A 25255-nucleotide genomic window follows, 5' to 3' on the forward strand; every position below is an offset into this window, starting at 1 on the left:
AACTCGACTTCGGCGGCCACCACATCCACACCACCGACATCGAGAAGAACACCCACGACAACCCCTTCGGCGCCGTCCTCTCCTTCCGCGGCACCCTCACCGACACCACCGTCAAGCACGCGCTCTCCGCCGAGGTCATCGAGCTCACCGACACCTTCCCGGTCCCCGACGCCAAGGCGTTCGAGGTCGGCCAGTGGTGGGCCGTGCAGGTCGACCCGGTCTCCGGCGGCGGAGGTGACGAGCGCGAGCTCCAGAAGCTGGTCGAGATCACCGAAATCCTCGACGCGGGCCACGTCCGGATCGGCTACCTCAACGGCTGGGCACTCGCCGAGGGCCGCACCCTCACCTGGACCCGCGTCGAACCGGTGCGGAGCACCCACATCCGCAACATGCTCTTCGAGGGCGCGGGCCCCGACGAGTACACCGGCTCCCACCCCGTCAGCTTCGAGTACGCGGTCGGCTGCGACGTCTCCGGCATCCACGCCACCGGCACCTTCTGGCCGGTCATCATGCGCCGCTGGTGCACCCGGTTCCGTACCGAGGACTGCTCCCTGAAGAACCCGCCCACGGTCGAGTACGGCGGGGCGGGCTACCTCACCCAGCAGATCTACTGCCTGTACGGGCGGGTCGCCGACTGCACGACCAGCAACGTGCGCCACCTCAACGACCTGACCGCCTCCGCCTACTGCACCGTCGTGAACTGCCACGGCGACGGCGACGACGCCGGCGGCAACCCCTTCACCACCCACGGCCAGTACGAGCACGACCTGCTCTTCGACGGCAATTCGGGGCTGATGGACATCGCCAACTCCGGCGCCCAGTGGGGCATCTCCGCCAAGCGCATCACCGTACGCAGACACGTCTGCTCCTGGTTCACCGCCAACACGAAGATCACGGACCTGACCCTGGAGGACGTCACGGTGATCGCGCGCCCCACCTTCGACCAGGCGGGCACCCTCACCGTGAACGCCGACGGGGCCCAGGTACGCGGCTGCACCGCGAAGACCTTCGCCGTCGCCCAGCGCTCCGCCCGCTCCACCCGGCCGACGACCATCAGCGACTGCTCCTTCGCACCGCCCGCCGGAGCCGTCCTGGTCCAGACGCCGGTCACCGCACCCGTCCACTTCGTGCGCTGCACGTTCCAGGGCGTCGACGGTGCCATCCTGCGCGGTGCGGGCCCCGTCCGCTTCACCGACTGCACGGTCACCGGCGCCGAGAACGCGGCCCCGCTCTCGGTCGGCTCCGCGGACCTGCGCATCGACGGCGGTACGTACGACAACACTGGCATCGAGCTCAGCGGCGTGCGCGACCAGCGGATCACCGTGACCGGCGGCACCCGCCTCACCGGGAGCAACAGGTCCGGGGCGCTGCTCGGCCGAGCGTCCGGTTCGGGGAAGGCGGTCTGGGACATCACCGCGCTCAGCAGCACAGCGGCCGGACCGGACACGGCCCACATCCGCATCGCCGACGGCACGAACCACTACGCGGCCACCGGCAGCCGCTTCACCGGCGGCACGCTCCATCTCGCCCCCGACGCGCTCACCTCGGTCCTGCACACCGCGTGCGTCGAGGACGGCACCCGGCACAGCGCGATGCCCCCGGCCGGCGACACGGTGCGCACGGACGGGAACCTCATCCTGTGACCGCCGTCATCCGTACGGCGACCGCCGCGGACGATCCCGCCCTGGCCGCCTTGTGGCGTCGGTGCTTCGATGCCCCGCACATCGCCGCCCTGCACGCCCTCGACCCGGAGCGCCACCGCCACACCTTCATCGCCGAGAACACCGAAGGCGGGATCGACGCGGTCGTCGTCCACGTGCCGAGGCTGATCCGCGACGCGCACGGCACGCCGCAGCGCGTCGGCGGCATCGGCAGCGTCGCCACCCGCCCCGAAGCCCGGGGGCAGGGACTGATCCGGCGCCTGCTCGCGGCGGCGGAACGCACCATGACGGCCGAACAGTGCGCCTGGTCGCTGTTGTTCACCGGCACACCCGGCGTCTACCGGAGCTCGGGATGGCAGGAGTTCGCGGTCACGTACACGGAGGGGACGCTCGCCCCGGCGGCGGGCGGCCCGGACGCCCTCCCGGTCCGCGAGGCCACGGCGCGGGACGCCGTGGAAGTGGCCGCCCTGCACCACGCGTACAACGCGGGCCGTCCGCTCAGCTCGCTGCGGGCGCCGGAGGACTGGGCGGTGCGCGTCCCCGCCTGGTACGGCCCGGCCGAGCCGTCACTCGTGGCGGTGGACCCCGCCTCGGGCGCGCTCACCGGCTGGATCGTGGCGCAGCACGTGGGGGACTGTGTGGACGTGCGCGAGTTCGCGGGCACGGCCGGGGGGCTGGGCACCCTGCTCGCCGCCGTCGGCGCACGCGCCCGGGCGGCGGGGCTGACCCGGGCCCGGGTCAGGATCCCCGGTTCCCCCGCGGTCACGGCCGCGCTCCCCGTCCTGCTGACGGATGCCCGGCAGACGACGGAGCACACGGGGATGGCCCGGCCGTTGCACGCCACGCCCGCATCCGTGCGGGCCACCGTCACGGCGCCCGGTGCCGTCCACTGGTACGGGGACTGCTTCTGAGCGGGTGGGAGCACTGCCCACCCGCCGGAGGCCGGGCGTCAGGCCCCGGTGGCCGGAGGCTTCTCGTCGTACGCGGACGTGCCGGAGTCCAGCAGGGGCTCCTGCGTCTTCAGATGCGCCGGGGCGAAGGCCCGCAGCACGTGGTAGCCGGTGATCACCACGATGGTGCCGAGCGCGATCCCGCTGAGTTCGAAGTTGTCGGAGATCTTCAGGCTGACCCCGCCGACACCGATGATGATGCCTGCGGCGGCCGGCACCAGATTCAGCGGATTGCGCAGGTCGACCTTGGCGTTCAGCCAGATCTGGGCGCCGAGCAGCCCGATCATGCCGTAGAGGATCACGGTGATACCGCCCAGCACCCCGCCGGGAATGGCGGCGACGACCGCACCGAACTTGGGACACAGGCCGAAGAGCAGGGCGAAGCAGGCGGCGGCCCAGTAGGCGGCGGTGGAGTACACCCGGGTCGCGGCCATCACTCCGATGTTCTCGGAGTACGTCGTGTTCGGGGGGCCGCCCACGGCGGTCGACAGCATCGAGGCGGCGCCGTCAGCGGCGATCGCGGTGCCCAGCTTGCCGTCCAGGGAGTGGCCGGTCATCTCGCCGACCGCCTTCACATGACCGGCGTTCTCGGCGATCAGCGCGATGACGACGGGCAGCGCGACCAGGATCGCCGACCACTCGAAGCTCGGGGCATGGAACGACGGCAGCCCGACCCAGTCGGCCTTGCCCACACCCGAGAGGTCCAGCCGCCAGTGGTCCACCGCCTCGGCACCGCCCGCCGGGGAGTGGATCTTCCCGAAGACGCGGTCCAGCACCCAGGACAGGACGTAGCCGAAGACGAGACCGAGGAAGATCGCGATACGGGAGAAGAAACCACGCAGACACACCACGGCCAGTCCGGTGAACAGCATCACCAGCAGGGCGGTCCACTGGTCCTGAGGCCAGTACGTCGACGCGGTCACCGGAGCCAGATTGAACCCGATCAGCATGACGACCGCGCCCGTCACCACCGGCGGCATCGCCGCGTGGATGATCCGGGCGCCGAAGCGCTGCACCGCGAGACCGGCGAGGAAGAGCACCGCGCCGACGACGAACACCGCGCCCGTGACGACCGCACTGCTGCCGCCACTGGCCCGGATCGTGGCGGCGACGCCGACGAAGGAGAGCGAACAGCCCAGGTAGCTGGGCACCTGGCCGCGCGTGGCCAGCAGGAAGATGGCCGTGGCGACACCCGACATCATGATCGCCAGGTTCGGGTCCAGGCCCATGAGCACCGGGGCCACGAACGACGCCCCGAACATCGCGACCACGTGCTGGGCGCCCAGCCCGAAGGTCCGGGGCCAGGAGAGCCGCTCGTCGGGGCGCACCACCGCGCCCGGTGCGGGCGTCTTCCCGTCGCCGTGCAAGGTCCAGCGCACGCCGAGGCCGCCCATGGTTGCTCCCTGTGTGTAGGTACGGAGTCCAGCGCCTCGCCCGGCACGGCATCACCGCAGAAATGATCAGCGCCATGTTAGTGCCGGAGCGGGAGGCTTTCTCGGCCGGGCTCCGGGCCCACCGGTCCGCCCGCCACGCGTCAGGGGCGCGGCCCCGCCACCGCCCGGCTCGCGGAGCCGGTGTCCGAAGCCGCCACGGCCTTGCGGTCGCCCGCCCGCAGCACCCCGGCACCGAGCACCAGCCCGAAGGCCAGCACCGACACCACACCGAACGAGACGACCAGCGAGGTGGCCTCGGCCAGGGAGCCGATGGCCGACGGGGCGATGAGGCCCGAGGTGTACGTGATCGTGGCGACGCCCGCGATCGCCTGGCTCGGGTTCGGGCCGCTGCGCCCGGCCGCTGCGAAGGCCAGCGGGACCACCACGGCGATGCCGAGCCCCATCAGCCCGAAGCCGGACATCGCCAGCGCCGCGTTCGGGGCGGTGACCACCATGACCCCGCCGACCGTGGCGAGAACGCCGCCGGTCCGCACGGTCCGCACCGCCCCGAAGCGGTCGACGATCCGGTCGCCCGCGATCCGGGCGACGGCCATGGTCAGGGCGAACGCGGTCGTCGACGCGGCCGCCAGCCCGGCCGAACTGTCCAGCACGTCGCGCAGGTAGACGGCGGACCAGTCCAGACTGGCCCCCTCGGCGAAGACGGCGCAGAAGCCCACCGCGCCGATGATCAGGGCCGACTTCGGCGGCAGGGCGAAGCGCGGCGGCGGCTCCTGGTCCGGTTCGCTGCGCAGGTCCAGGACCCGCTGGCAGGCGATCAGTCCCAGGGCCGTCAGGACGAGTGCGGCGAGCATGTGGTGCAGCCGCGCGTCGGCCCCCATGTGGGCGGCCACGGTGCCTGCCGCCGAACCGATCAGGGCGCCCACGCTCCACATCCCGTGCAGCCCGGACATGATCGACTTGTCGAGGCGGTTCTCCACCTCGACACCGAGCGCGTTCATCGCCACGTCCGACATGCCGGCCGACGCCCCGTAGACGAAGAGCGCCGCGCACAGCGTGAGCAGGTTCGGGGCCAGGGCGGGCAGGATCAGGGCCAGCGTCCACAGGGCCAGCAGTCCGCGCAGCGCGGTCCTGGCGCCGAAGCGGTGGCTGATCGTGCCGGCGAGCGGCATCGCGAGCGAGGCGCCGATGGCCGGGAAGGCCAGGGCGATACCGAGCTGCCCGGCGCTGACCCCGGCGTGGTCCTGGATCCAGGGCACCCGCGTGGCGAAACTGCCGGTCACCGCGCCGTGCACCGTGAAGACCGCGGCGACGGCGTACCGGGCCCTCCGCACTTCCTGGGTGCCGAAGCCCGTAGCCGTGGAATCCGTCGTCATACCGCGTGTCCTCCCCTGGAAAATCCGTACGCGCGGTTCGCGACGCTCCCCGGCGCCCTTCTCCACGATGCGGGCAGTAAACTATCAGGAACCCTGCCTGATAAATAGACCGCACGGTCCGGCACCGTCGCGCGATCTGGAAGGATCCCGGCATGCCCGCATCACCGAGCACCGCCCGGGCCATCAACGACCGGCTCGCCCTGCGCCTCCTCCAGCAGGACGGCCCGCTGACGGCCACGCAGTTGAAGACCCTGACCGGACTGTCCCGGCCCACGGTCGCCGACCTGGTCGAACGGCTGCAGGGAGCGGGGCTGATCCGGGTGGTCGGCGAGGCCGGCGCCGAGCGTCGCGGACCCAACGCCAGGCTCTACGGCATCGTCGCCGACCGTGCCCATCTGGCCGCCCTCGACGTACGCACCGACAGCGTCGCCGTGGTCGTCGCCGACCTGCTGGGCGTGACCCTCGCCGAGGCGACCCTGCCGATCGGCAGCGAGACCGCGGCCGACGACGCCGTCGAACAGGCCGTCGCGCTCCTGGAACGCGTGGCACGGAAGGCCGGCACGGCGCCCCTGCACAGCGTCGGCATCGGGGCGCCCGGGCTGATCGATCCGGTCACCGGAGAACTCCGGCAGACCACCGGTCTGCCCGCCTGGCACCGTCGCCTGGTCCGCGAGCTCCAGCAGCGTCTGCCCGCGACCGTGCTCGTGGAGAACGAGACCAACCTCGCCGCCGTCGCCGAACACCGGGCCGGAGCCGCCCAGGACCACGACACCTTCGTCCTGCTCTGGCTCGGCCTCGGCGTCGGAGCGGCGGTCATGCTGGACGGGAAGGTGCGGCGGGGCGCCTCGGGCGGTGCGGGCGAAATCGGTTTCCTGCCCGTCCCGGGCACACTCAGGACCCCCTCGGCCGTCAACTGCGACGGCGGGCTTCACTCACTCGTGGGGTCGGCGGCGCTCTGCGAACTGGCCGCCGCCCACGGCATCACCACATCGCCCCGCGGCCAGGAGCTCGGCGCGGCGGTCGCCGTGAGCGCGGCCCTGGCCGGGGAGGGCGACAGCGAGACATTCCTCGGCATCCTCGCCGACCGCCTCGCCCTGGGCGCCGCGGCCATCGCCTCGGTCCTCGACCCGGGCTGTGTCCTGCTGTCGGGCGAGGTGGGCCACGCGGGCGGCGACGCGCTGGCCGCGCGTGTCGAGGAGCGGCTGGCCATGATGTCCCCGCTGCGCACCGAGGTCAGGGCCGGCCTGCTGGGCGGCACCGCGGTCCTGCGCGGCGCGCTGCTCGCTGCGCGAGAGGCGGCGCAGGACGCGTTGTTCACCCCGGTGGCGTGAGGCGGGCCCTGGCGCGGGGTCCCTGACCTTGCCCGGTCCCCGGGCGGGGGGTTCCGTCCTCAATCGCCGGACGGGCTGGTTTGTGCGGGTGCGGGTGTTCCCGTGGGGTGCGAGTGCTCCGCGGTGGTGCGGTGCGCCGTTCCCCGGTGGGTGGGGGGCCGGGGCCCCTCCGGGGCGTCTCCTCAAACGACGAACGTTCCGCCGGTACGCGAGGGACCCGGGTCGATGTTCGTCGTCCTGCGGGGACTCCCCTGCACGGCCCCGGCCCCGGCCGCCTTGCGTCTGCGGCAGTCGCCGGGCCGGTGTGCAGACGCGGGCGATGCAGGGTGGGGGCGTGCAGGGGAGTCCCCGCAGGAAATGGCGTACGACCCGGGTCCCCCGCGGTCCCGGGTGAACACGCCATTTCTGAGGAGACGCCCCGGAGGGCCCCCACCCCCACCCACCGGGCAAAGGCGCACCCCGCACCACGCGGAGCACCCGCACCTCTCAAGCCCGTCCGGCGATTGAGGACGGAACCCTCCGCCCGAGGACCGGGCCAAGACACAGGACCCGGCCCCGAAAGGGGCCCCCGCCCGTCCGGCGGTTGAGGACGGAACCCTCCGCCGGAGGGCCGGGCAAGACACAGGACCTGGCCCCGAAAGGGGCCCCCGCCCCGGAGGGGGTCAGCAGGCGCCGAGGTCCTGCCAGACGCCCCATTCGCCGGTGGAGCCGGGCGTGTCACCCTTCGTCCACCACTTGGCCTTCCACTGGTGCGAGCCATGGCTCACCGTCGCACCCGCGCCGTACTCGGCCGTGGCGCTCCAGGCGGCCGCGGCGCAGGTCCCGCCGGTCGGGTCCGGGCTCGGCCCGCCCGTGCCGGTCGGGTCCGGCGTCGGCGTGGTGGCGCCGGGCTCGACGACCGTCGTGCCGCGCGCCAGGTCGGCGGCGAGCGCGTAGGACTGACCGCCGAAGGTCACCGTCCAGTTCGACGGGGTGGACGTCGGCAGGTAGTACGTGAAGTCCACCTGGACCGAGGCGCCGGGCGCCAGGGTCTGCCAGGCCGGCAGCTTGAGCGAGACACGGTTGTAGTCGCCCTTGAGGCCGCCGATGTTGTTCGCGGCGGTGTGGTCGCTGCGCACGATCGTGGTGCCGAAGCCGGACTGGTCCTTGGCGTTGGCGGGCGCCGAGGTCGCGTAGTCGAACTGGAACTCCGTGCCGCCGGGCAGCGTCGCCTTCGTGTTGTTGGTGATCTTCAGCTTGGGGCTGATCGGGTAGTTGGAGTCACCCAGCGGGAACTGGTCGAAGGACACGTCGATGTCCAGCGCCTGGGTCGGCAGGTCGATCGTGGAGCGCTTCGCCCCGTACGGCGCGGCGGACTTGAAGGTGTCGTACATCGTCGAGGTGAGGGTGGAGCCGGGTTCGTACTGGCCCTTGGCCGCGTTCCAGCCGTAGTCGCCCGCGAGCTCCCAGATCATCGTGCCGCCGATGCCCCGGTCGGCCACGTAGTCGGCCTTGGCCTTCACCGACTGCTCGTCCTCGGTGGAGAGGAAGACCTTCTTCTGTGCGTTCCACAGCCACGGCGCGACCAGTGTGGAGTCGTAGTTGCGGACGTAGGTGCCGGTCAGCTTCGTGTCCGCGGGGAATCCGTAGTCCGTGACGTAGTCGCCGACCACGCCCTTCTCCAGGTTCTTCGCGTGCCACATCGGGTTGGAGCCGGCCGGTGCCTCCTTGCCGTTGGTGTCCTGGTCGTGCCAGAGGTTGTCGATGCCGACGGCGCCGTCCCCGCACTTGGTCAGCCCCGCGCCGGCCGGGCAGTCGGTGGAGGCCGCCTTGCCCCACAGGCCGTTGGTGCCGCCCTGTACGTTCTTGAAGCCGCGGGTGTAGTACGGCAGCCCGATGTTGATCCGGCCCGACGGCATCGAACCGCGGAAGTAGTGGTAGGCCCAGTCGGTGTTGAGGTAGCCGGTGCCGCCGTACTGCGAGGTGGAGTAGACGCTCGCCTGCGCGAGTTCGGCGTCCTTGCCGTCGTCGAACAGGGCGGCGTTCGGGCCGACGTACTCGTTCCAGGCGCCGTGCAGGTCGTACGACATGATGTTGACGTAGTCCAGGTACTTCTGGACCTGGAAGGTCTCCATGCCGCGCAGCAGATAGCCGGAGGAGGGGGCCGCGACGCTGAGCAGGTAGTGCTTGCCGTCGGCGGTGGACGCCCGGTCGAGCTTCTCGCGCAGCGTCTTCATCAGCGCGGCGTAGCTCTTGACCAGACCGGCCCGGCGGGCGTTGGACAGGGTCCAGTCCAGCGGGTTGCCCGCGTCCTTCATCGTGGTCGGGTACTCGTAGTCGATGTCGACGCCGTTGAAGCCGTACTTCTTGATGAAGTCGACGGTCGAGTCGGCGAAGGTGTTGATCCCGGCCTGGTTGACCGAGCCGTCGGCGTTGGTCGCCATCGAGTAGAAGCCGCCGGAGTCGACCCGCTTGCCGCTGTCGTCGAAGTAGCCGCCGGTCTCGGCCCAGCCGCCCACCGACACCATCGTCTTCACGTTCGGGTACTGCTTCTTGAACTTGTTGAGCAGGTTGAAATGACCCTTGTAGGGGAGATCCGGGTCCATCTCGGCACCGGCGACTCCCGGCCACGTCATCCCGGTCGAGGCGTTGTCCGGCCCGTCGCCGCCGACCGAGATCTTGTTGGCGCCGTCGACGTGGGCGAACGCGTAGTTGAGGTGGGTGACCTTGTCCCACGGGATGTCGGAGGCGAGGTAGGCGGGCTTGCCGTCCTTGCCCGTCCGCCAGTTGGTGAAGTAGCCGATGACGCGCCGCGGGTGGTCGGCGCCCATCTTCTCGCGGCCCTCGGAGTCGTACACGGAGCAGTACGGGACGGCTGTGCCGGGGGTCTCGTAGAGCCCGTCGGGGCGACAGGACTCCTGGTCGGCGGCTTGCGAGGGGGTTGCGGCGAGCGAGCCGAGCAGCAGGGCGGCGACACCGGCGCCGGCTGCGAGCAGGGTGGCTCTCGCGCGAGTGGGGGACAGCACGTTCGGTTCCTCCTGGGGAGGTCGGCAGAACACAACTGGCAAGGGGGTGGGTCGTGTTGGTTCCCGGGTGTGCGCACACCCGGAACCGCTCCTCGGAGGTGACGCAGAGATTAAGAGGACTAGACCAGTGCGTCAATAGGTCTGGACCAATAGGGGGCGAGTGTCCGAAAAGAGCCCTTGTTACGGCCTGTCTGTGAGCCACTCCACAGCGTTCACCCGTATGGCCCCCGCCCAGTCGTGGCACACTGATCGTGTACCAGCAGCAGCGCACTCCGGGGTCGGTGCAATTCCGAACCGGCGGTTATAGTCCGCGACCCGTCCGCATCCAGCGGCCGGTTGACCAGGTGGGATTCCTGGACCGACGGTTAAAGTCCGGATGGGAGGCAGTGCGCGGCGGGCCGTTTCGCGGGTACGCCGCCGTCGGCGGATGGGTTTCGGGCGACCGGACCATCCGTTTTTCGGGCATTCGGCGTCCCTGTTCAGCGTTCCGCTTCATCTGTCGTCATCGACAGGCCCCGGAGTCCGTGCCCGAAGAGGCAGGAGGACCCGGTGGACACCGCAGCCGACATCACCGCCATGCGCCGAGCCATCACGCTCGCCGCCCGCGGTCTCGGCTCGACCAGCCCCAATCCGGTCGTCGGATGCGTCGTCCTCGACGCGGCGGGACACCCGGTCGGCGAGGGCTTCCACCAGCGCGCCGGAGGGCCGCACGCCGAGGTCCACGCCCTGCGCGCGGCCGGCGGGAGGGCCCGTGGCGGCACCGCCTACGTCACCCTCGAACCCTGCAACCACACCGGCCGGACCGGCCCCTGTGCCCAGGCTCTGATCGAGGCCGGGATCGCCCGTGTCGTGTACGCGGTCGGCGACCCGAACCCGCAGGCCACCGGTGGTGCGGACACCCTGCGCGCCGCCGGGGTCCTCGCCGAGCAGGGACTGCTCGGCGAGGAGGCCGAAGCGGTCAACGCCGCCTGGCTGACCTCCGTGCGCCTCGGCCGGCCGCACGTCACCTGGAAGTACGCCGCGAGCCTCGACGGCCGGATCGCGGCCGCCGACGCCACCAGCCGCTGGATCACCTCCGCGGAGTCCCGCGCCGACGTCCACCGGCTGCGTGCCGAGGCGGACGCGGTCGTGGTCGGCTCCGGCACCGCCCGCACCGACGATCCCCAGCTCGGTGTACGGGGCGTCGACGGTGCCGTCCAGCCCCTGCGGGTCGTCGTCGACACCACGGCCACCGCCGTACGGCCGGGCGCCCGGGTCCTCGACGCGACCGCGCCCACCGTGGTAGCGGTCGCCGAGGACGCCGACGCCCGCCACCTGCCCGACGGGACCGTGCTGCGGCTGCCGCGCGCGGCCGACGGACCCGGGCTGGACCTTCCCGCACTCCTCGCCGCCCTCCACGGGCGCGGCGTCCGCTCCGTACTCCTCGAAGGCGGTCCGACCCTGGCCGGGGCCTTCGTCGCGGCGGGACTGGTCGACAAGGTCGTCGGCTATCTCGCCCCCGTGCTCCTCGGCGACGGCCCCGCGGCCCTCGCCGGCGCCGGAATCTCCACCATCACGCAGGCGTTGCGCCTCGATATGACCGGGACCGAACGCATCGGCCCCGATCTGCGCATCACCGCCGTCCCCGGCCCTGCCCCGAAGGGAATCTGAGTGTTCACCGGAATTGTCGAAGAACTGGGTGAGGTCACCGCCGTCGAGAACCTCGGCGACGCCTCCCGATTCCGCCTGCGCGGCCCCGTGGTCACCGAGGGCGCGAAACACGGTGACTCGATCGCCGTCAACGGGGTGTGCCTGACCGTCGTGGACCTCGGTGAGCAGGACTTCACCGCCGATGTGATGGCCGAGACGCTGAACCGGTCGAGCCTGGGCGCGCTGGCGACCGGCTCCCGGGTCAACCTGGAGCGCCCCATGGCGCTCGGCGGCCGGCTCGGCGGGCACATCGTCCAGGGACACGTGGACGGCACGGGCCGCATCCTCGAACGCAAGATCTCCGAGAACTGGGAGATCGTGAAGATCTCCCTCCCGGCGGACCTGACGCGCTACGTGGTGGAGAAGGGATCGATCACCGTCGACGGCGTGAGCCTGACCGTGGTGGACGCCGGACCCGACTACTTCACCATCAGCCTCATCCCCACCACCCTCGCCCTGACCACGCTCGGCATCAAGGAGCCCGGCGACCCGGTCAACCTGGAGGTGGACGTCATCGCGAAGTACGTCGAGCGGCTGCTCGGCAACTCCGCCCAGGAGCCCGGGGAGCCGGCGAAGTGAGCGCCCTGCACTGGCTGAACTCGGAGGCGTTCACCGTCTTCGACCAGCACATCATCTGGTCCGACATGATCGGCAACACGATCGGTCTGATCGCCCTGACCCTGGGCTGGCTCCGCTCGATCTGGACCTGGCCCGCCCAGCTCCTGTCCGGCGTCGTGCTGGTCGCCGCCAACGTCTCCGTCCACCAGGCCGGCAGCGTCGGCAAGCAGCTCATCGTCATCGCGGTGGCCGTCTGGGGCTGGCAGCAGTGGACCCGGGGCCGGCAGCAGGCCCAGGACGGCTCGATCGCCGTACGGTTCGCCACCTGGCGCGAGCGCGGCTACCTGCTCGGCGGGGCCGCGGTCGGCACCCTCGCGGTCGGCGGGCTGTTCACCGCGTTCCCCTCGCTCTCGTGGAGCCCGTGGGCGGACGCGTACATATTCGCCGGAACGCTCGTGGCGATGCTCGCCCAGGCGCGTGGCATGGTCGAGTTCTGGTTCGCCTGGCTCCTCGTCGACCTGGTCGGCGTACCGCTCAACTTCCACAGCGGTCTGGCCTTCTCCGGTCTCATCTACGTCGTCTACGGGGCCCTCGTCCTGTGGGGCATGCGCGACTGGTGGCTGCGTACGCGGACACCCGCTCTGGAAGGAGCCACGGCATGACTGCCCAGCCCACCTGGTTGCACCGGGAACACGACGCACCCGTCGAGGACCTCTCCCTCGACCCCGTCGAGCAGGCCATCCGTGACATCGCCGCCGGCCGGCCCGTCGTGGTCGTCGACGACGAGGACCGGGAGAACGAGGGCGACCTCGTCATCGCGGCGGAGAAGGCCACACCCGAGATCGTCGCCTTCATGATGAGCGAGTGCCGCGGACTGATTTGCGCGCCCATGGAGAACGACGAGCTGGAGCGGCTCGAACTGCCGCAGATGGTCGCGCACAACACCGAGTCGATGAAGACCGCCTTCACCGTCTCCGTCGACGCCTCGGCCGCCCACGGCGTGAGCACCGGCATCTCCGCCGCCGACCGGGCCGCCACGCTCCGGCTGCTCGCCGGCGGTACGGCGGGCCCCGGCGACTTCGTCCGCCCCGGCCACATCTTCCCGCTGCGCGCCCGCTCCGGCGGGGTGCTCGTACGCAACGGCCACACCGAGGCCGCCGTCGACCTCGCCCGGCTGGCCGGACTGCGGCCCGCCGGGGCCATCGTCGAGATCGCCGGGGAGGACGGCGTCATGCTGCGCCTGCCCCAGCTGGTCCCGTTCGCCCGCAAGCACGGCCTGACGATCATCTCCATCGAGGACCTGATCGCCTACCGCCGTACCTCCGAGCCGACCGTCCGCCGCGAGGCGGAGGTGCGGCTGCCGACCGACTTCGGCGCCTTCACCGCGTACGGCTACCGCTCCACCGTGGACGGCGTCGAGCACGTCGCCCTGGTCCACGGTGACATCGGGGACGGCGAGGACGTCCTGGTCCGGGTCCACTCCGAGTGCCTGACCGGCGACATCTTCCAGTCCCAGCGCTGCGACTGCGGGCCTCAGCTGCACGCCTCCATGCGGCGCATCACGGAGGAGGGCCGCGGCGTGGTCGTCTATCTGCGCGGCCACGAGGGCCGCGGCATCGGACTGCTGTCCAAGCTGCGCGCGTACGAACTCCAGGAGCGCGGCGTCGACACCCTGGACGCCAACCTGGAGCTCGGCCTGCCCGCCGACGCCCGGGACTACGCGGCGGGTGCCCAGATCCTCCAGGACCTCGGCGTCCGCAGTCTGCGGCTCATGACGAACAACCCCGAGAAGACCGCCGCGATCCTGCGGCACGGCCTGTCCGTCACCGGCCGGGAGCCGATGCCCGTCAAGGCCGGCGAGCACAATCTGCGCTACCTGCGCACCAAGCGCGACCGCATGGGACACGACCTGCCGTGGCTCGACGCCACCACCGTGTCGACCTGCGGCAACCAGTAACACACAAGCACATTTCCGGAACGAAGTAGGAGAGACATGAGCGGCAAGGGTGCACCCGAACTGTCCGTACGCAACTGCGGTGACCTGCGCGTCGCCGTCGTCGCGGCGCAGTGGCACGAGAAGGTCATGGACGGACTCGTCGACGGTGCACTGCGCGCGCTGCACGAGCTGGGCATCGACGAGCCGACCCTGCTGCGGGTTCCCGGCAGCTTCGAGCTCCCCGTCGTCGCCAAGGTGCTGGCCGGCCGCGGGTACGACGCGATCGTCGCCCTCGGCGTGATCATCCGGGGCGGTACCCCGCACTTCGAATACGTGTCCCACGGCGTCACCAACGGTCTCACCCAGGTCGCCGTCGACACCGGTGTCCCCGTCGGCTTCGGCGTCCTCACCTGTGACACCGAGGAGCAGGCACTCGACCGGGCGGGCCTGGAGGGCTCCAACGAGGACAAGGGGCACGAAGCGGTCACCGCCGCCGTGGCCACCGCCACCACGCTGCGCTCGGTCAGCGAACCCTGGCGCTGAGTGCGGGTCCGGGACCCCGTATTCTTAAGGACATCATGGCGAACAAAACCTTCGAAGAGCTCTTCGCCGAGCTGCAGCTCAAGGCCGCCAACGGCGACCCCTCCACTTCCCGTACCGCCGAACTGGTGGACAAGGGCGTGCATGCCATCGGCAAGAAGGTCGTCGAGGAGGCCGCCGAAGTCTGGATGGCCGCCGAGCACGAGAGCAAGGACGCCGCCGCCGAGGAGATCTCGCAGCTGCTCTACCACGTCCAGGTGATGATGGTGGCGCGCGGAATCTCCCTCGACGACGTCTACGCCCACCTCTGAGCGCGACCTCCGCACCCGTCCGCACGTTCCAGTCACCCCTTTCGCAAAGGAAACCCGACTTCATGCTGCGCATCGCCGTCCCCAACAAGGGTGCTATCTCCGGGCCTGCGATGGCGATGCTCCATGAGGCGGGCTACAAGCAGCGCAAGGAGTCCAAGGAGCTCGTCCTCGTCGACCCCGAGAACCAGGTCGAGTTCTTCTACCTGCGCCCGCGCGACATCGCGATCTACGTGAGCTCGGGCCGCCTCGACATCGGCATCACCGGCCGCGACCTGCTGCTGGACTCCGGTGCCGATGCCGAGGAGATCCTCCAGCTCGGCTTCGCCCGCTCCACGTTCCGCTACGCCACCAAGCCCGGCACCGCCGTCGGCCCGCAGGACTTCGACGGCATGACGATCGCCACCTCCTACGAGGGCATCGTCGCCAAGCACCTGGCCGAGACCGGCGTCAACGCCTCCGTGGTCCACCTCGACGGTGCCGTGGAGACGGCCATCGAGCTCGGAGTCGCCCAGATCATCGCCGACGTCGTCGAGACCGGCACCAGTCTGCGCAACGCCGGACTCGAAGTCATCGGCGAGCCGATCATGAAGTCGGAAGCGGTCGTCATCCGCCGCACCGGCGCCCCCGACGACGACCCCAAGGTCCAGCAGTTCCTGCGCCGCCTCCAGGGCGTCCTGGTGGCCCGCAGCTACGTGATGATGGACTACGACTGCCGCGTGGAGCACCTGGAGCGCGCCGTGGCCCTCACCCCGGGCCTGGAGTCGCCGACCATCTCCCCGCTGCACCACGAGGGCTGGGTCGCCGTCCGGTCCATGGTCGCCTCCAAGGAGGCGCAGCGGATCATGGACGACCTGTACGACCTCGGCGCCCGTGCCATCCTCACCACGGCCATCCACGCCTGCCGCCTCTGACGGCGGGAGACGGAAGAAGACCATGCCTGCCCCCGCACTCCCCGCCCTTCCGGTCACCTTCCGGCCCACCCGCACCCGGGTGGTCCTGCTGAGCGTCGGGGCGGTGATGTTCGCCGTCATCACCGTCGTCGCCTTCACCCTGGAGCAGCTCAGCGGGGGAGAGCGGGCCAGCTTCGTCTTCACCGCACTGCTCTTCTTCGGCGTCCTGGCGCTGCTCAGCCGTCCCAGGATCGTGGCGGACGACAGCGGGGTGACCGTGGTCAACCTCACGCGTACCCGGCGGCTGTCCTGGGCGGAGATCGTCCGCGTCAACCTGCGCGCCGGCGACCCGTGGGTCTTCCTCGACCTCAGCGACGGGACCAGCATGCCCGCCCTCGGCATCCAGCCCGGAATCGCCAAGGAACAGGCCATCCGGGACGCCAGAACGCTGCGCGCCCTCGCCGAGAACCGCGGCACCGGCAAGGACAACGGCTGAGCCCCCTGCCCCGCAGGGCCTCTTGTTGATTACTCTGGAGGGTGGCGGCGCCCTGTGCGCCCCGCCCCGCACCAGAGGCCCCTGAGGCCCGCGGGGCTTTCCTGCGACCCAAGGAGTGACTCCCTCCAGCAATGGACGGATCGTCCGGTAGTACCTGCGCCGCCCCCTCCGTGGAGGCGGCGGCATGACCACCCCCCTGCTGCTTCTCAGCGCGGCATTCCTCCTCATCCTCGCCAACGGGTTCTTCGTGGCAGCCGAGTTCGGGCTCGTCACCGTGGAACGGGCGGACGCCGAGCGCGCCGCCGCCGAGGGCGACCGGCGGGCCCGAACCGTCGTCGACGCCCTGCGCGAACTCTCCTTCCAGCTCTCCGGCACCCAGCTCGGCATCACCATCACCTCACTGGTGGTCGGCATGCTCGCCGAGCCGGCTCTCGCCCAGCTGCTGGAAGGCCCACTGTCCCTGACCGGTCTGCCCGACGGTGCCGTCCCCGGCATCAGCGTGGTCATCGGCATGCTGCTCGCGGCCGCCGTCCAGATGGTCATCGGCGAACTCGTACCGAAGAACTGGGCGGTCTCCAAACCGCTCCAGGTCGCCCGGTTCGTCGCCGGACCCCAGCAGGGCTTCACCCGGGTCTTCCGCCCGGTGATCGGCCTGCTGAACACCGCCGCCAACCGTCTGGTGCGGCTGCTGGGCGTCGAGCCGACCGAGGAGCTGGCGTCCGCCCGTACGCCGGGGGAGCTGGTCTCCCTCGCGCGGCACTCGGCCGAGGCCGGCACCCTCGAACAGGACACCGCGGACCTCTTCGTGCGGACCCTCTCGCTCGCCGGGCTCACCGCCCAGCACGTGATGACCCCGCGGGTGAAGGTCAGCGCCCTCCAGTCCTCCGCGACCGCACAGGACGTCCTCAACCTCACCCGTGCCACGGGCCTCTCCCGCTTTCCCGTCTACCGGGAACGCATCGACGAGGTCGTCGGGATGATCCACCTCAAGGACGCACTGGCCGTGCCCGCCCAGGACCGCCTGCGGACCCCGGCCGGCCGGATCGCCGTGCCGCCGCTGCTGGTGCCCGAGTCCCTGCCCGTGGAGCAGCTGCTCCAGCGGCTGCGCAACGAGCAGCCGATCGCCGTCGTGGTCGACGAATACGGCGGCACCGCAGGCGTCGTCACCCTGGAGGACATCATCGAGGAGCTCGTCGGCGAGGTGCGGGACGAGCACGACGCCGAAGGCGCCGACCGCCCCGAGCTGGCCGCCGCCGCCCCCGAGGACGGGCACCCCGCCTGGGACGCCGAAGGGAGCTGCCGGGTACTGACCCTGCGCCGGATAGGCCTCGACGTGCCCGACGGCCCGTACGAGACCGTCGCCGGGCTGGTCGCCGACCTGCTCGGCCGGATCCCCGCCCCCGGTGACCGGGCGGAACTGCCCGGCTGGCGGATCGCCGTCCGCCAGGTCGGCCACTACCGGGCCGAGAAGGTGCGCTTCGTACGCCTGGCCGAGGCACCCGCACCGGCCGACGCGCCGCGGGCCTCCCGCCGGGTCCTGGAGGCGGCGCGATGAGCCTGGTCCAGTTGGCCTTCGCCGGACTTCTCGTCCTGGCGAACGGCTTCTTCGTCGGGGCGGAGTTCGCCCTCGTCTCGGTGCGCCGCAGCCAGATCGAACCCCTGGCGGCAGCCGGGTCGAGCCAGGCCCGCAAGGTGCTGTACGGCCTGGAGAACCTGCCGCAGATGATGGCGGCCGCCCAGTTCGGCATCACCATCTGCTCACTGACGCTGGGCGCCGTCGCGGAGCCGACCGTCGCCCATCTGCTGGAGCCGGTCTTCCACGCGGCGCACCTGCCCGAAGGACTGATCCATCCGCTCGGCTTCGTGCTGGCGCTGGTCCTCGTCGTCTTCCTCCACCTCGTCATCGGCGAGATGGTCCCGAAGAACCTGGCGATGGCGGCCCCGGAGAAGACCTCGCTGTGGCTGAGCCCCGGCCTCGTCGGTTTCGCCCGGCTCTGCCGGCCCGTCACCTCGGCGCTGGGCGCCTGCGCCCGGCTGGTGCTCCGGCTCTTCGGCGTCGAGCCCAAGGACGAGGTGGAGGCCGTCTTCACCAGCGAGCAGCTCAACCGGCTCGTCGAGGACTCCGGACAGGCCGGGCTCCTGGAGCCGGAGGCGCAGGAGCGGCTGGAGGACGCCCTGGAGCTGGGCAGCAGGCCCGTCACCGACGTGCTCCTGCACCGGGCGGCCCTGGTGACGGTGGACCCGTCCGTCACCCCGCGCCGGATCGAGGAGCTCACGGTGCGGACGGGCTACTCGCGCTTCCCCGTCTGCGCGGAGGGCGGCGGCCCCTTCATGGGCTACCTGCACGTCAAGGACGTCCTCGACCTGGAGGACGGTGAGCGGGCCGTCCCGCAGCACGTGTGGCGCCCCATGGCGACCGTACGGGCCGAGCTGCCCCTCGACGACGCCCTGACCGTGATGCGCCGCGCGGCGACGCATCTGGCCCAGGTCGCCGACGCGTCGGGCCGGGTCCTCGGCCTGGTGGCCATGGAGGACGTACTGGAAATGCTGGTCGGCGAGGTACGGGACCCGGCCCACCGGGTCGCGGAGCCCCGCCGCACCGGGGAGCGGCAGACCGGCGCGGACGAGCTGTCCGCCCTGGTCGGATAGCGCGGTCCGCCCTCGGCCGCCGGGTCCACCGGTGTCCGGGGGCGGGACCGTCTCACAGCTCCGGCGGCTCCTGCCGGCCCCGGCCCACCGGCCCCCGCCCCGACAGCACCTCGCCGTACGCCTGCATCAGATCCGGGAGCCGCAGCGTCGAAAGATCGTCGCGCGTCGGCACCGTCGCGTATCCCGAGAGCCGCAGATCGCGGTAGGCGCAGCTCTTCTCGTACAGCGTGCGCAGGAAGCGCCCGTTGCCCAGCTCGTCCAGCCAGCCCTGGTCGACGACATGGCCGCTGATGGACCGCAGCTCCTCCAGCGACTCCTCGTCCCAGGCGTCCCCGTTCTCCGCGGCCAGCACCTGACCGATGGCGGTGAGCTCCAGCGGCCGGTAGCTGGGGAAGTCCACCCGGGTGGTGAAGCGCGAGGAGAGCCCGGGGTTGGTGGACAGCAGCCGGTCCATGCCCTCCGGGTAGCCGGCCAGGATGACGACGAGATGGTCGCGGTTGTCCTCCGCGCGCTTGAGGAGGACCTGCAGCGCCTCGTCGCCGTACGCGTCGCCCTTGCTGTACCCGGTGTTGGAGAGGCTGTACGCCTCGTCGACGAAGAGCACCCCGCCCAGCGCCGAGTCGATCAGCTCGTTGGCCTTCACCGCCGTCTGGCCCAGGAACTCCCCGACGAGGTCGGCCCGCTGGGCCTCGACCAGGTGGTCTCCGCCCAGCAGGCCGAGCGCGTAGAACACCCGGCCCAGAATCCTGGCCACCGTGGTCTTGCCGGTCCCGGAGGGCCCCGAGAAGACGAAATGCCGCTTCGGCGGCTGTACGGGCAGCCCCTGGCCCGCCCGCAGCCGCGCCATGTTCAGCTGCGCCGACAGCGCCTTGACCTGACGCTTCACCGGCTCCAGGCCGACCATCCCCTCCAGCGCCGCGAGCGCCTCGGCGAGCAGCACGGGATCACTGGGCCCCGCCGGGAAGGGCTGCTGGGCGGACTGGCCGGGGACCGCGGTCTTCTCCCGCGCCCCGCCCGGCGGAGGGGACACCCCGACGCCCGGCAGATCCGCCGGCTCGTCGCCCGGCCGCAGTTCCCGGCTGTCCACCAGATCGGTGCCCAGCAGCGAGTCGCCGTCCGGCTGCACCTCCGCGAACGTACCGTCGGCGCCCAGGCCGGTCAGCGAGACCGCGGCCAGGCCGGACACCTCCTCGGAGCCGTCCAGCCCGTCGTAGTCCGCGATCGCGGCCAGCCGCGCCGAGGTGTCCATGAAGGCCGGGTCGATCCGGTGAACCGCCCGGTACAGGGGCAGTGCGGCCGCGCTGCGGCCCGTGCCCTCGTGCGCCCGGGCCAGCCAGTAGCGCAGTTCCTTGCGCTGCGGCTGCTCGCTGCGGCAGCGCATGAGCGCGGTGGACAGCAGAGGTTCGGCCTGTCCGTACATCTCCAGCCGCACCCGCGCCATCCCGCCGAAGAGCCCGGCCTCGATGCCGAGCAGCGGATCGTCGATCAGCTGCTCCGTATGGCGTACGAGCTGCTCCCAGTCCTTGACGAGGTAGGCGCGGCAGGCGTGCAGGAAGCGGACCTGGGGGTCGGCGTCGACCGGCGGCAGACCGGCCAGCGCCCGGTCGAGCTCGGGGACGTGGCGGCCGTCCAGCCAGTGCGAGGCGTGCGCGAGCAGCAGGTCCCGCGGACTCTCCAGTACCGGCTGGACCCACCAGCCCAGCCAGTACCAGGAGTTGAGTGTGCGTCGGTGCCGGCCGCGCTGGTCGCCGAACCGGTCGCGATGGCGGTACATGTGCAGGAGTGCCGTCGTCGTGTCGACCCGCAGCGCGTGGAGGCCGAGCCAGGCGTCCGCCATGCCGGGGTCGAGGCGTACCGCGGCTCTGAACTCCTCCTCGGCCTGCGGATAGGCGCCCATCGTGTAGGCGTCCACGCCGCGCAGCCACGCGAGGTCGGCCGGGGCCTGTGCGCCCTGCGTGCCGATATCCATCAGGTCCCCCACCAACCGTGCCCCCAGGATGTCCCGTCGCACGACAGCCCGCCGAGGCGCGCCGAATCACTGTGCCATGGACGGGAATTGACCGCACCGAGAGGCATCGTACCTGCGCAGGGAGTGTGCGACTAAGGGCGCCGCAGGCCGAAGAGAGGTCGTGACCCACGGTGAGCGGAAGGGGGTGCGGAGAGCCCTGAAATAGGCGTCGAGCACAGAACGAAGCCCCCGATCACGGGGGAACAACCGGGGGCTTCGCGTCTGCGGGGGCTCCGAAAAGCCGCACATTGAGAACGTAAGACCTGTACCGCCCCCGGGTCAAGCAGAGTTGAGGCACTTCCGGCCCGATTTCCGACTGCTCAGTATGGCCGGGCCGGGTGATCACGATGGGTGACGGAATGATTCATTCCTGTTGGGGCGGGGGTTCCCTCCAGCCACTCGTACCCCACAGGCAACTGGCGTACCAGGGCATCGGCCCAGGGGCGCGAGGGATCGGCCGAGAAATGGGCTGCCTCGGCGGCCGTCCAGCCGTCCCAGAAGGCGTTCAGCGCCGGTCCGTCACGCCGGCGGCCCCGAGCCCAGGACTCCGCGGCAGGCAGGTCCATCCACACCAAATGCGTGAGGCAAGGACGCAGGGCCCGCCGACCCGCGCCGACTCCTTCGATCAGCACCAGCGGGGCCGGGGCGAGGGCGCGCGGCGGACCGAAGCCGCGCGCGGTCCAGTCGTACGGCTCGTAGTGGGCGGTCTCGCCGCGCGACAGCGGGCCGGTCACCTGCTCCCGCAGTCTTCCGGTCCAGCCGAACAGTTCCTCGTGGGTGGCCAGATCGTCCAGGTGCAGTACGGGAGCGTCGCCGAGCGCCGCCGCGAGTCGGGCGGCGAAGGTGCTCTTGCCCGATCCCGCATGGCCGTCGACGGCGATCAGCCGGACCGGCCCGCAGGACGGCGGCAGGGTGCGCAGCCGTGCGGCAAGGCGCGAGAGGTCGTTCATGCCTTCAGCCTACGAGCCGGTGGCCGGCGGGGAGCAGTCGCAGGTCACGCCAGTGGTCCAGACCCATATTGGTCCGTCGGCACGGGCCGAATCGCTGGCCGAACCGGGCCGCGACCCGCAATAGTTGGCGCTCTGTCGTGCACCTGCAGCCCCATTCCGCTTACGACCGGGGGTCTCGCCCATGCCCAGTCCGACCTCACGCAGAACCGTGCTCACCGCCGCGATCGCGGCAGCGGCCGGCGCCGGAGCGGTGTCGTCCGCCGCTTCCGCGTCCGCCGCGGCTCCGCCCCTCACCCGGCCCGGCTCACCATCGGCGGCAGCCTCTCTCGTGGACAACCGCTTCTGGACGACGTACACCGACTGGCGCTGCGGTTCCGGCGCCGGGACCCGCGCCGTGGCGGGCCGCCGGGCAGGGCTGGTGATCGGGCACCCCCTCGGGCGCACCGACTACACGGACCCGCACACCGGCACCACCGCGGCGTGGGACTACGCCACCTGGACCTCGCCGGTCCACCGCTCCGGCGTCCCGGCCACCGAGGTGATCGCCTCCTGGAACGCGGACACGCCCGCCGGCACCTGGATCCAGATCGAACTCCGGGGCGACTACTCGGACGGCACCGAGACGCCCTGGTACGTCATGGGCCGCTGGGCCGCGGGCGACGGCGACATCCGCCGCACCTCCGTCGACGACCAGAGTGACGGCAAGAGCTCCATCTGGACCGACACCTTCTCGGTCGACGACGCGGCGAGCGGCCTGCGGCTCCTGACCTACCGCCTGAGGCTGACCCTGTACCGCAGGCCGGGCACCCGGCTGACGCCCACGGTGTGGCGCCTGGGCGCGATGGCCTCGGACGTCCCCGACCGCTTCACCGTCCCCGCCTCCGCCCCCGGCCTCGCCCGGGAGCTGCCGGTGCCGCGCTACTCGCAGAACGTGCACGTGGGGCAGTACCCCGAGTACGACAACGGCGGCGAGGCGTGGTGCAGCCCCACCTCCTCGCAGATGATCATCGAGTACTGGGGCCGCAGGCCCTCCGCCGAGGACCTCTCCTGGGTCGAGCCGGGACTGGCGGACCCGCAGGTCTGCCACGCGGCGCGCTTCACGTACGACAACCAGTACGAGGGCTGCGGGAACTGGCCGTTCAACGCCGCCTACGCGGCGACGTACGACGACATGAACGCCGTGGTGACCCGGCTCGGCTCGCTGACGGACCTGGAGACCCTGATCCGGGCCGGTATCCCGGTCATAACGTCGCAGTCGTTCCTCAAGACCGAACTGACCGGTGCGGGCTACGGGACCTCCGGCCACCTGATGACGGTGATCGGCTTCACCGAGGACGGCGACGTGATCGCCAACGACCCGGCGTCGCCGAGCGACGAGGCGGTGCGGCGTGTCTACCTGCGGCACGAGTGGGAGACGATCTGGCTCCGCACCAAGCGCTACAACGCGAGCGGCAGTGTGGTGTCGGGCACAGGCGGCGTCTGCTACCTGTACTTCCCCGCCCACCCCACACCCGCCCAGCGCCGGGCCCTGGCGGCCGTCGGCATCCGCTGACGCGGTCCGGCGCCCCCGGGGCGGTGACGCACATCTCTACCCCGGGGGCCTGCCGGGCTGGCACTGTGGTCGGGTCCTCGGGGGACAACGACTGCCGGCCGACCGAACGAGATGCCATGACCGCGACTGCCGCCGCACCCACCACCTCTGCCCGCCGCCGTTCGCGGACCGGCGGGCCCGAGGACGGCTCCAAGCTGCTGGAGAACGTCCTGGGCTGGACGCTCGTCGTCGTCATCGCCATGTTCGTCACGCAGCTCGGCCTCATGTGACCCGCACCCCTTCCCGCCCCCGTCCCCGGACGTGACGGGGCGGGGAGCCCGCCCGGCTCCCCGCCCCGTCATGCCTGCCGCGACGACGTCAGTTGATCGCCTTGATCAGCTCGCCGTCGGTGGTGTCACCGCTGAGCTCCCAGAAGAAGGTGCCGCCGAGGCCCTGCTGGTTCTTGTACGCCATCTTGGTGCCGATGGTGGCCGGGGTGTCGTAGCTCCACCAGTTGGTGCCGCAGTGGGCGTACGCCGTGCCGGCGACCGTGCCGGTCGTGGGGCAGCTGTTCTTGAGGACCTTGTAGTCCTCGATGCCCGCTTCGTACGTGCCGGGGGCCGCGCCGGTGGCGGTGCCGCCGGGTGCGTCCTGGGTGACGCCGGTCCAGCCGCGGCCGTAGAAGCCGATGCCGAGCAGCAGCTTCGAGGCGGGGACGCCCTGGGCCTTCAGTTTGCCGATGGCCGCCTCGCTGTTGAAGCCCTCCTTCGGGATGCCCGTGTAGGACGTCAGCGGGGAGTGCGGGGCCGTCGGGCCCTTCGCGTCCCAGGCGCCGAAGAAGTCGTACGTCATCGGGTTGTACCAGTCGACGTACTGCGAAGCGCCGCCGTAGTCGACCGCGTCGAGCTTGCCGCCGTCCGAGCCGTCCGCGCTGATCGCCGAGGTGACCAGGTTGCTGCCGCCGAACTTGGAACGGAGCGCCGACAGCAGGTTGCCGTAGGCGTCACGGCCGCTGGTGTCGCAGGTCAGACCGCAGGCGTTGGGGTACTCCCAGTCGATGTCGATGCCGTCGAAGACATCGGCCCACCGCGGGTCCTCGACCAGGTTGTAGCAGGACTCGGCGAACGCGGCCGGGTTCTTGGCCGCCTCACCGAAGCCGCCGGACCAGGTCCAGCCGCCGAACGACCAGATGACCTTGAGGTCCGGGTGCAGCTTCTTCAGCTTGCGCAGCTGGTTGAAGTTGCCGCGCAGCTCCTGGTCCCAGGTGTCCGCGACGCCGTCGACGGACTGGTCGGCCGTATAGGCCTTCTCGTAGTCGGCGTAGGAGTCGCCGACCGTGCACTTGCCGCCCTGGACGTTGCCGAAGGCGTAGTTGATGTGCGTGAGCTTGTCGGCCGAGCCGGAGGTCTCGATGTTCTTGACGTGGTAATTGCGCTGGTAGACACCCCAGTTGGTGAAGTATCCGACCACCTTGTCGCCGGCCGCTGTGGGGGCGGCCGGCGCTGCCGCGGGTGCGGGGTCCTGCTCGGCGGCGGGGGCCGCTCCGGCGGACCCGGTGCCCGCGACGCCCAGCAGGGCTGCGCCCAGGGCGGCGGTGCAGGCGGCAGCGGCGACAGCCCGCATGCGGGCTCCCGGGCGATGCAGTCCGGTCATGGTTGCTCCTCGTGGGGGAGGGGACGTGCCAGTGGACGACCGGCTACCGGCGCACATACGAATTTGGCATGAACGCGGAAAGTCGGTTCGCTGGGAACCGTAGATGGACTAGACCAGTTGGGTCAATGGTTCGGACCAATTCCGGTGATCGTCGAGACTTCCACCGGCTGTGCCGGGGCCAGTTCCGTCAACCGGTGACGGATACCGTCCGATCGGGCATACTCAACCCGCCACTGCCGCCTGCCTGCGCTTCTCGTAATCCGGGAGGGCAACATCGGCTGGGCAGCAGTGTTTTCCGGGCCCCGTCCGGAGATCCCCCGGCGGCGCCGC

General features: G+C 71.3%; 21 protein-coding genes and 1 riboswitch. Of the genes, 15 read left to right on the plus strand and 6 right to left on the minus strand.

Annotated elements, in window-relative coordinates:
* Positions 1–1643: peptidase C14 (locus tag ACGFZA_RS41270; protein ID WP_393686153.1), on the plus strand; the 1643-nt coding region annotated here is incomplete at its 5' end.
* The gene (locus ACGFZA_RS41275) at positions 1640–2572 is read left to right on the plus strand and encodes a GNAT family N-acetyltransferase (RefSeq protein ID WP_393686155.1); all 933 of its coding nucleotides are present in this window, start codon (positions 1640–1642) and stop codon (positions 2570–2572) included. The genes ACGFZA_RS41270 and ACGFZA_RS41275, both read left to right, overlap by 4 nt.
* A 38-nt stretch (positions 2573–2610) precedes the next feature.
* Here the strand turns inward: ACGFZA_RS41275 and ACGFZA_RS41280 are convergent, their stop codons facing one another.
* Positions 2611–4005, minus strand: a complete 1395-nt coding sequence (locus ACGFZA_RS41280; protein WP_385289030.1) for a uracil-xanthine permease family protein — start codon at positions 4003–4005, stop codon at positions 2611–2613.
* 140 nt (positions 4006–4145) lie between these two features.
* Positions 4146–5378 (minus strand): MFS transporter, encoded by a 1233-nt coding sequence (locus ACGFZA_RS41285; RefSeq protein ID WP_385289027.1) that lies wholly within the window; start codon positions 5376–5378, stop codon positions 4146–4148.
* A 152-nt stretch (positions 5379–5530) separates the two neighbouring features.
* On the opposite strand from ACGFZA_RS41285, the gene ACGFZA_RS41290 reads away from it, so the two are divergent.
* Positions 5531–6709, plus strand: coding sequence for an ROK family protein (locus ACGFZA_RS41290; RefSeq protein ID WP_385289025.1), 1179 nt, complete (start codon positions 5531–5533; stop codon positions 6707–6709).
* Between the two features lie 662 nt (positions 6710–7371).
* Here ACGFZA_RS41290 and ACGFZA_RS41295 read toward each other — a convergent pair.
* Entirely contained in the window at positions 7372–9714 is a 2343-nt protein-coding gene (locus ACGFZA_RS41295; protein WP_393686158.1) for a chitinase C-terminal domain-containing protein, read from the minus strand.
* Between the two features lie 263 nt (positions 9715–9977).
* A riboswitch (FMN riboswitch) is annotated at positions 9978–10108 on the plus strand.
* A gap of 155 nt (positions 10109–10263) precedes the next feature.
* Between ACGFZA_RS41295 and ribD the strand changes: the two genes are divergently transcribed.
* The 10 genes from ribD to ACGFZA_RS41345 all read left to right on the plus strand — a co-directional run bounded on the left by ribD (position 10264) and on the right by ACGFZA_RS41345 (position 18783).
* Complete coding sequence (gene ribD, locus ACGFZA_RS41300; protein WP_385285480.1) at positions 10264–11364, plus strand: bifunctional diaminohydroxyphosphoribosylaminopyrimidine deaminase/5-amino-6-(5-phosphoribosylamino)uracil reductase RibD; 1101 nt, start codon at positions 10264–10266, stop codon at positions 11362–11364.
* On the plus strand, positions 11365–11982 hold the full coding sequence (locus ACGFZA_RS41305) for a riboflavin synthase (RefSeq protein ID WP_385285478.1): 618 nt from the start codon (positions 11365–11367) through the stop codon (positions 11980–11982).
* On the plus strand, positions 11979–12623 hold the full coding sequence (locus ACGFZA_RS41310) for a nicotinamide mononucleotide transporter family protein (RefSeq protein WP_266776452.1): 645 nt from the start codon (positions 11979–11981) through the stop codon (positions 12621–12623). Before ACGFZA_RS41305 ends, ACGFZA_RS41310 begins: the two co-directional genes overlap by 4 nt.
* Entirely contained in the window at positions 12620–13918 is a 1299-nt protein-coding gene (locus tag ACGFZA_RS41315) for a bifunctional 3,4-dihydroxy-2-butanone-4-phosphate synthase/GTP cyclohydrolase II (RefSeq protein ID WP_385285476.1), read from the plus strand. Before ACGFZA_RS41310 ends, ACGFZA_RS41315 begins: the two co-directional genes overlap by 4 nt.
* Positions 13919–13954: 36 nt before the next feature.
* A complete protein-coding gene (gene ribH, locus ACGFZA_RS41320; protein ID WP_266776450.1) occupies positions 13955–14440 on the plus strand; it encodes a 6,7-dimethyl-8-ribityllumazine synthase in 486 nt (161 codons plus the stop codon).
* A 35-nt stretch (positions 14441–14475) separates the two neighbouring features.
* A complete protein-coding gene (locus ACGFZA_RS41325; protein ID WP_018524273.1) occupies positions 14476–14748 on the plus strand; it encodes a phosphoribosyl-ATP diphosphatase in 273 nt (90 codons plus the stop codon).
* Positions 14749–14810: 62 nt separating this feature from the next.
* The gene (hisG, locus tag ACGFZA_RS41330; protein ID WP_385285474.1) at positions 14811–15659 is read left to right on the plus strand and encodes an ATP phosphoribosyltransferase; all 849 of its coding nucleotides are present in this window, start codon (positions 14811–14813) and stop codon (positions 15657–15659) included.
* A 22-nt stretch (positions 15660–15681) separates the two neighbouring features.
* Positions 15682–16134 carry a PH domain-containing protein gene (locus ACGFZA_RS41335; protein ID WP_385285472.1) on the plus strand — a complete coding sequence of 151 codons (453 nt, stop codon included), beginning with the start codon at positions 15682–15684 and terminating at the stop codon, positions 16132–16134.
* 184 nt (positions 16135–16318) lie between these two features.
* Positions 16319–17689 (plus strand): hemolysin family protein, encoded by a 1371-nt coding sequence (locus ACGFZA_RS41340; RefSeq protein ID WP_385285471.1) that lies wholly within the window; start codon positions 16319–16321, stop codon positions 17687–17689.
* On the plus strand, positions 17686–18783 hold the full coding sequence (locus tag ACGFZA_RS41345) for a hemolysin family protein (RefSeq protein ID WP_385285470.1): 1098 nt from the start codon (positions 17686–17688) through the stop codon (positions 18781–18783). Before ACGFZA_RS41340 ends, ACGFZA_RS41345 begins: the two co-directional genes overlap by 4 nt.
* Before the next feature lie 52 nt (positions 18784–18835).
* On the opposite strand, the gene ACGFZA_RS41350 is transcribed toward ACGFZA_RS41345, so the two are convergent.
* A complete protein-coding gene (locus tag ACGFZA_RS41350; RefSeq protein ID WP_385285468.1) occupies positions 18836–20752 on the minus strand; it encodes an AAA family ATPase in 1917 nt (638 codons plus the stop codon).
* A 359-nt stretch (positions 20753–21111) separates the two neighbouring features.
* Positions 21112–21741, minus strand: a complete 630-nt coding sequence (locus ACGFZA_RS41355) for a uridine kinase (protein WP_385285467.1) — start codon at positions 21739–21741, stop codon at positions 21112–21114.
* A 181-nt stretch (positions 21742–21922) separates the two neighbouring features.
* Between ACGFZA_RS41355 and ACGFZA_RS41360 the strand changes: the two genes are divergently transcribed.
* Complete coding sequence (locus tag ACGFZA_RS41360) at positions 21923–23293, plus strand: peptidase C39 family protein (RefSeq protein WP_393686165.1); 1371 nt, start codon at positions 21923–21925, stop codon at positions 23291–23293.
* Between the two features lie 116 nt (positions 23294–23409).
* Positions 23410–23562: an SCO1431 family membrane protein gene (locus tag ACGFZA_RS41365; protein WP_393686167.1), complete on the plus strand. Its 153-nt coding sequence runs from the start codon at positions 23410–23412 to the stop codon at positions 23560–23562.
* A gap of 88 nt (positions 23563–23650) precedes the next feature.
* On the opposite strand, the gene ACGFZA_RS41370 is transcribed toward ACGFZA_RS41365, so the two are convergent.
* Complete coding sequence (locus ACGFZA_RS41370; protein ID WP_393686169.1) at positions 23651–24925, minus strand: glycoside hydrolase family 18 protein; 1275 nt, start codon at positions 24923–24925, stop codon at positions 23651–23653.
* Positions 24926–25255 lie beyond the last annotated feature (330 nt).

It is taken from the genome of Streptomyces sp. NPDC048211, assembly GCF_043202315.1.
Lineage (GTDB): Bacteria > Actinomycetota > Actinomycetes > Streptomycetales > Streptomycetaceae > Streptomyces.

Bases quoted from the DNA above. Each gene is read 5' to 3' on its own strand.
- ACGFZA_RS41285 (WP_385289027.1), bottom strand. From the start codon at position 5,378: ATGACGACGGATTCCACGGCTACGGGCTTCGGCACCCAGGAAGTGCGG.
- ACGFZA_RS41335 (WP_385285472.1), top strand. From the start codon at position 15,682: ATGCCTGCCCCCGCACTCCCCGCCCTTCCGGTCACCTTCCGGCCCACC.
- ACGFZA_RS41365 (WP_393686167.1), top strand. From the start codon at position 23,410: ATGACCGCGACTGCCGCCGCACCCACCACCTCTGCCCGCCGCCGTTCG.
- hisG (WP_385285474.1), top strand. From the start codon at position 14,811: ATGCTGCGCATCGCCGTCCCCAACAAGGGTGCTATCTCCGGGCCTGCG.
- ACGFZA_RS41370 (WP_393686169.1), bottom strand. From the start codon at position 24,925: ATGACCGGACTGCATCGCCCGGGAGCCCGCATGCGGGCTGTCGCCGCT.
- ACGFZA_RS41315 (WP_385285476.1), top strand. From the start codon at position 12,620: ATGACTGCCCAGCCCACCTGGTTGCACCGGGAACACGACGCACCCGTC.
- ACGFZA_RS41360 (WP_393686165.1), top strand. From the start codon at position 21,923: ATGCCCAGTCCGACCTCACGCAGAACCGTGCTCACCGCCGCGATCGCG.
- ACGFZA_RS41290 (WP_385289025.1), top strand. From the start codon at position 5,531: ATGCCCGCATCACCGAGCACCGCCCGGGCCATCAACGACCGGCTCGCC.
- ACGFZA_RS41280 (WP_385289030.1), bottom strand. From the start codon at position 4,005: ATGGGCGGCCTCGGCGTGCGCTGGACCTTGCACGGCGACGGGAAGACG.
- ACGFZA_RS41355 (WP_385285467.1), bottom strand. From the start codon at position 21,741: ATGAACGACCTCTCGCGCCTTGCCGCACGGCTGCGCACCCTGCCGCCG.
- ACGFZA_RS41345 (WP_385285470.1), top strand. From the start codon at position 17,686: ATGAGCCTGGTCCAGTTGGCCTTCGCCGGACTTCTCGTCCTGGCGAAC.
- ribH (WP_266776450.1), top strand. From the start codon at position 13,955: ATGAGCGGCAAGGGTGCACCCGAACTGTCCGTACGCAACTGCGGTGAC.
- ACGFZA_RS41350 (WP_385285468.1), bottom strand. From the start codon at position 20,752: ATGGATATCGGCACGCAGGGCGCACAGGCCCCGGCCGACCTCGCGTGG.
- ACGFZA_RS41340 (WP_385285471.1), top strand. From the start codon at position 16,319: ATGACCACCCCCCTGCTGCTTCTCAGCGCGGCATTCCTCCTCATCCTC.
- ACGFZA_RS41325 (WP_018524273.1), top strand. From the start codon at position 14,476: ATGGCGAACAAAACCTTCGAAGAGCTCTTCGCCGAGCTGCAGCTCAAG.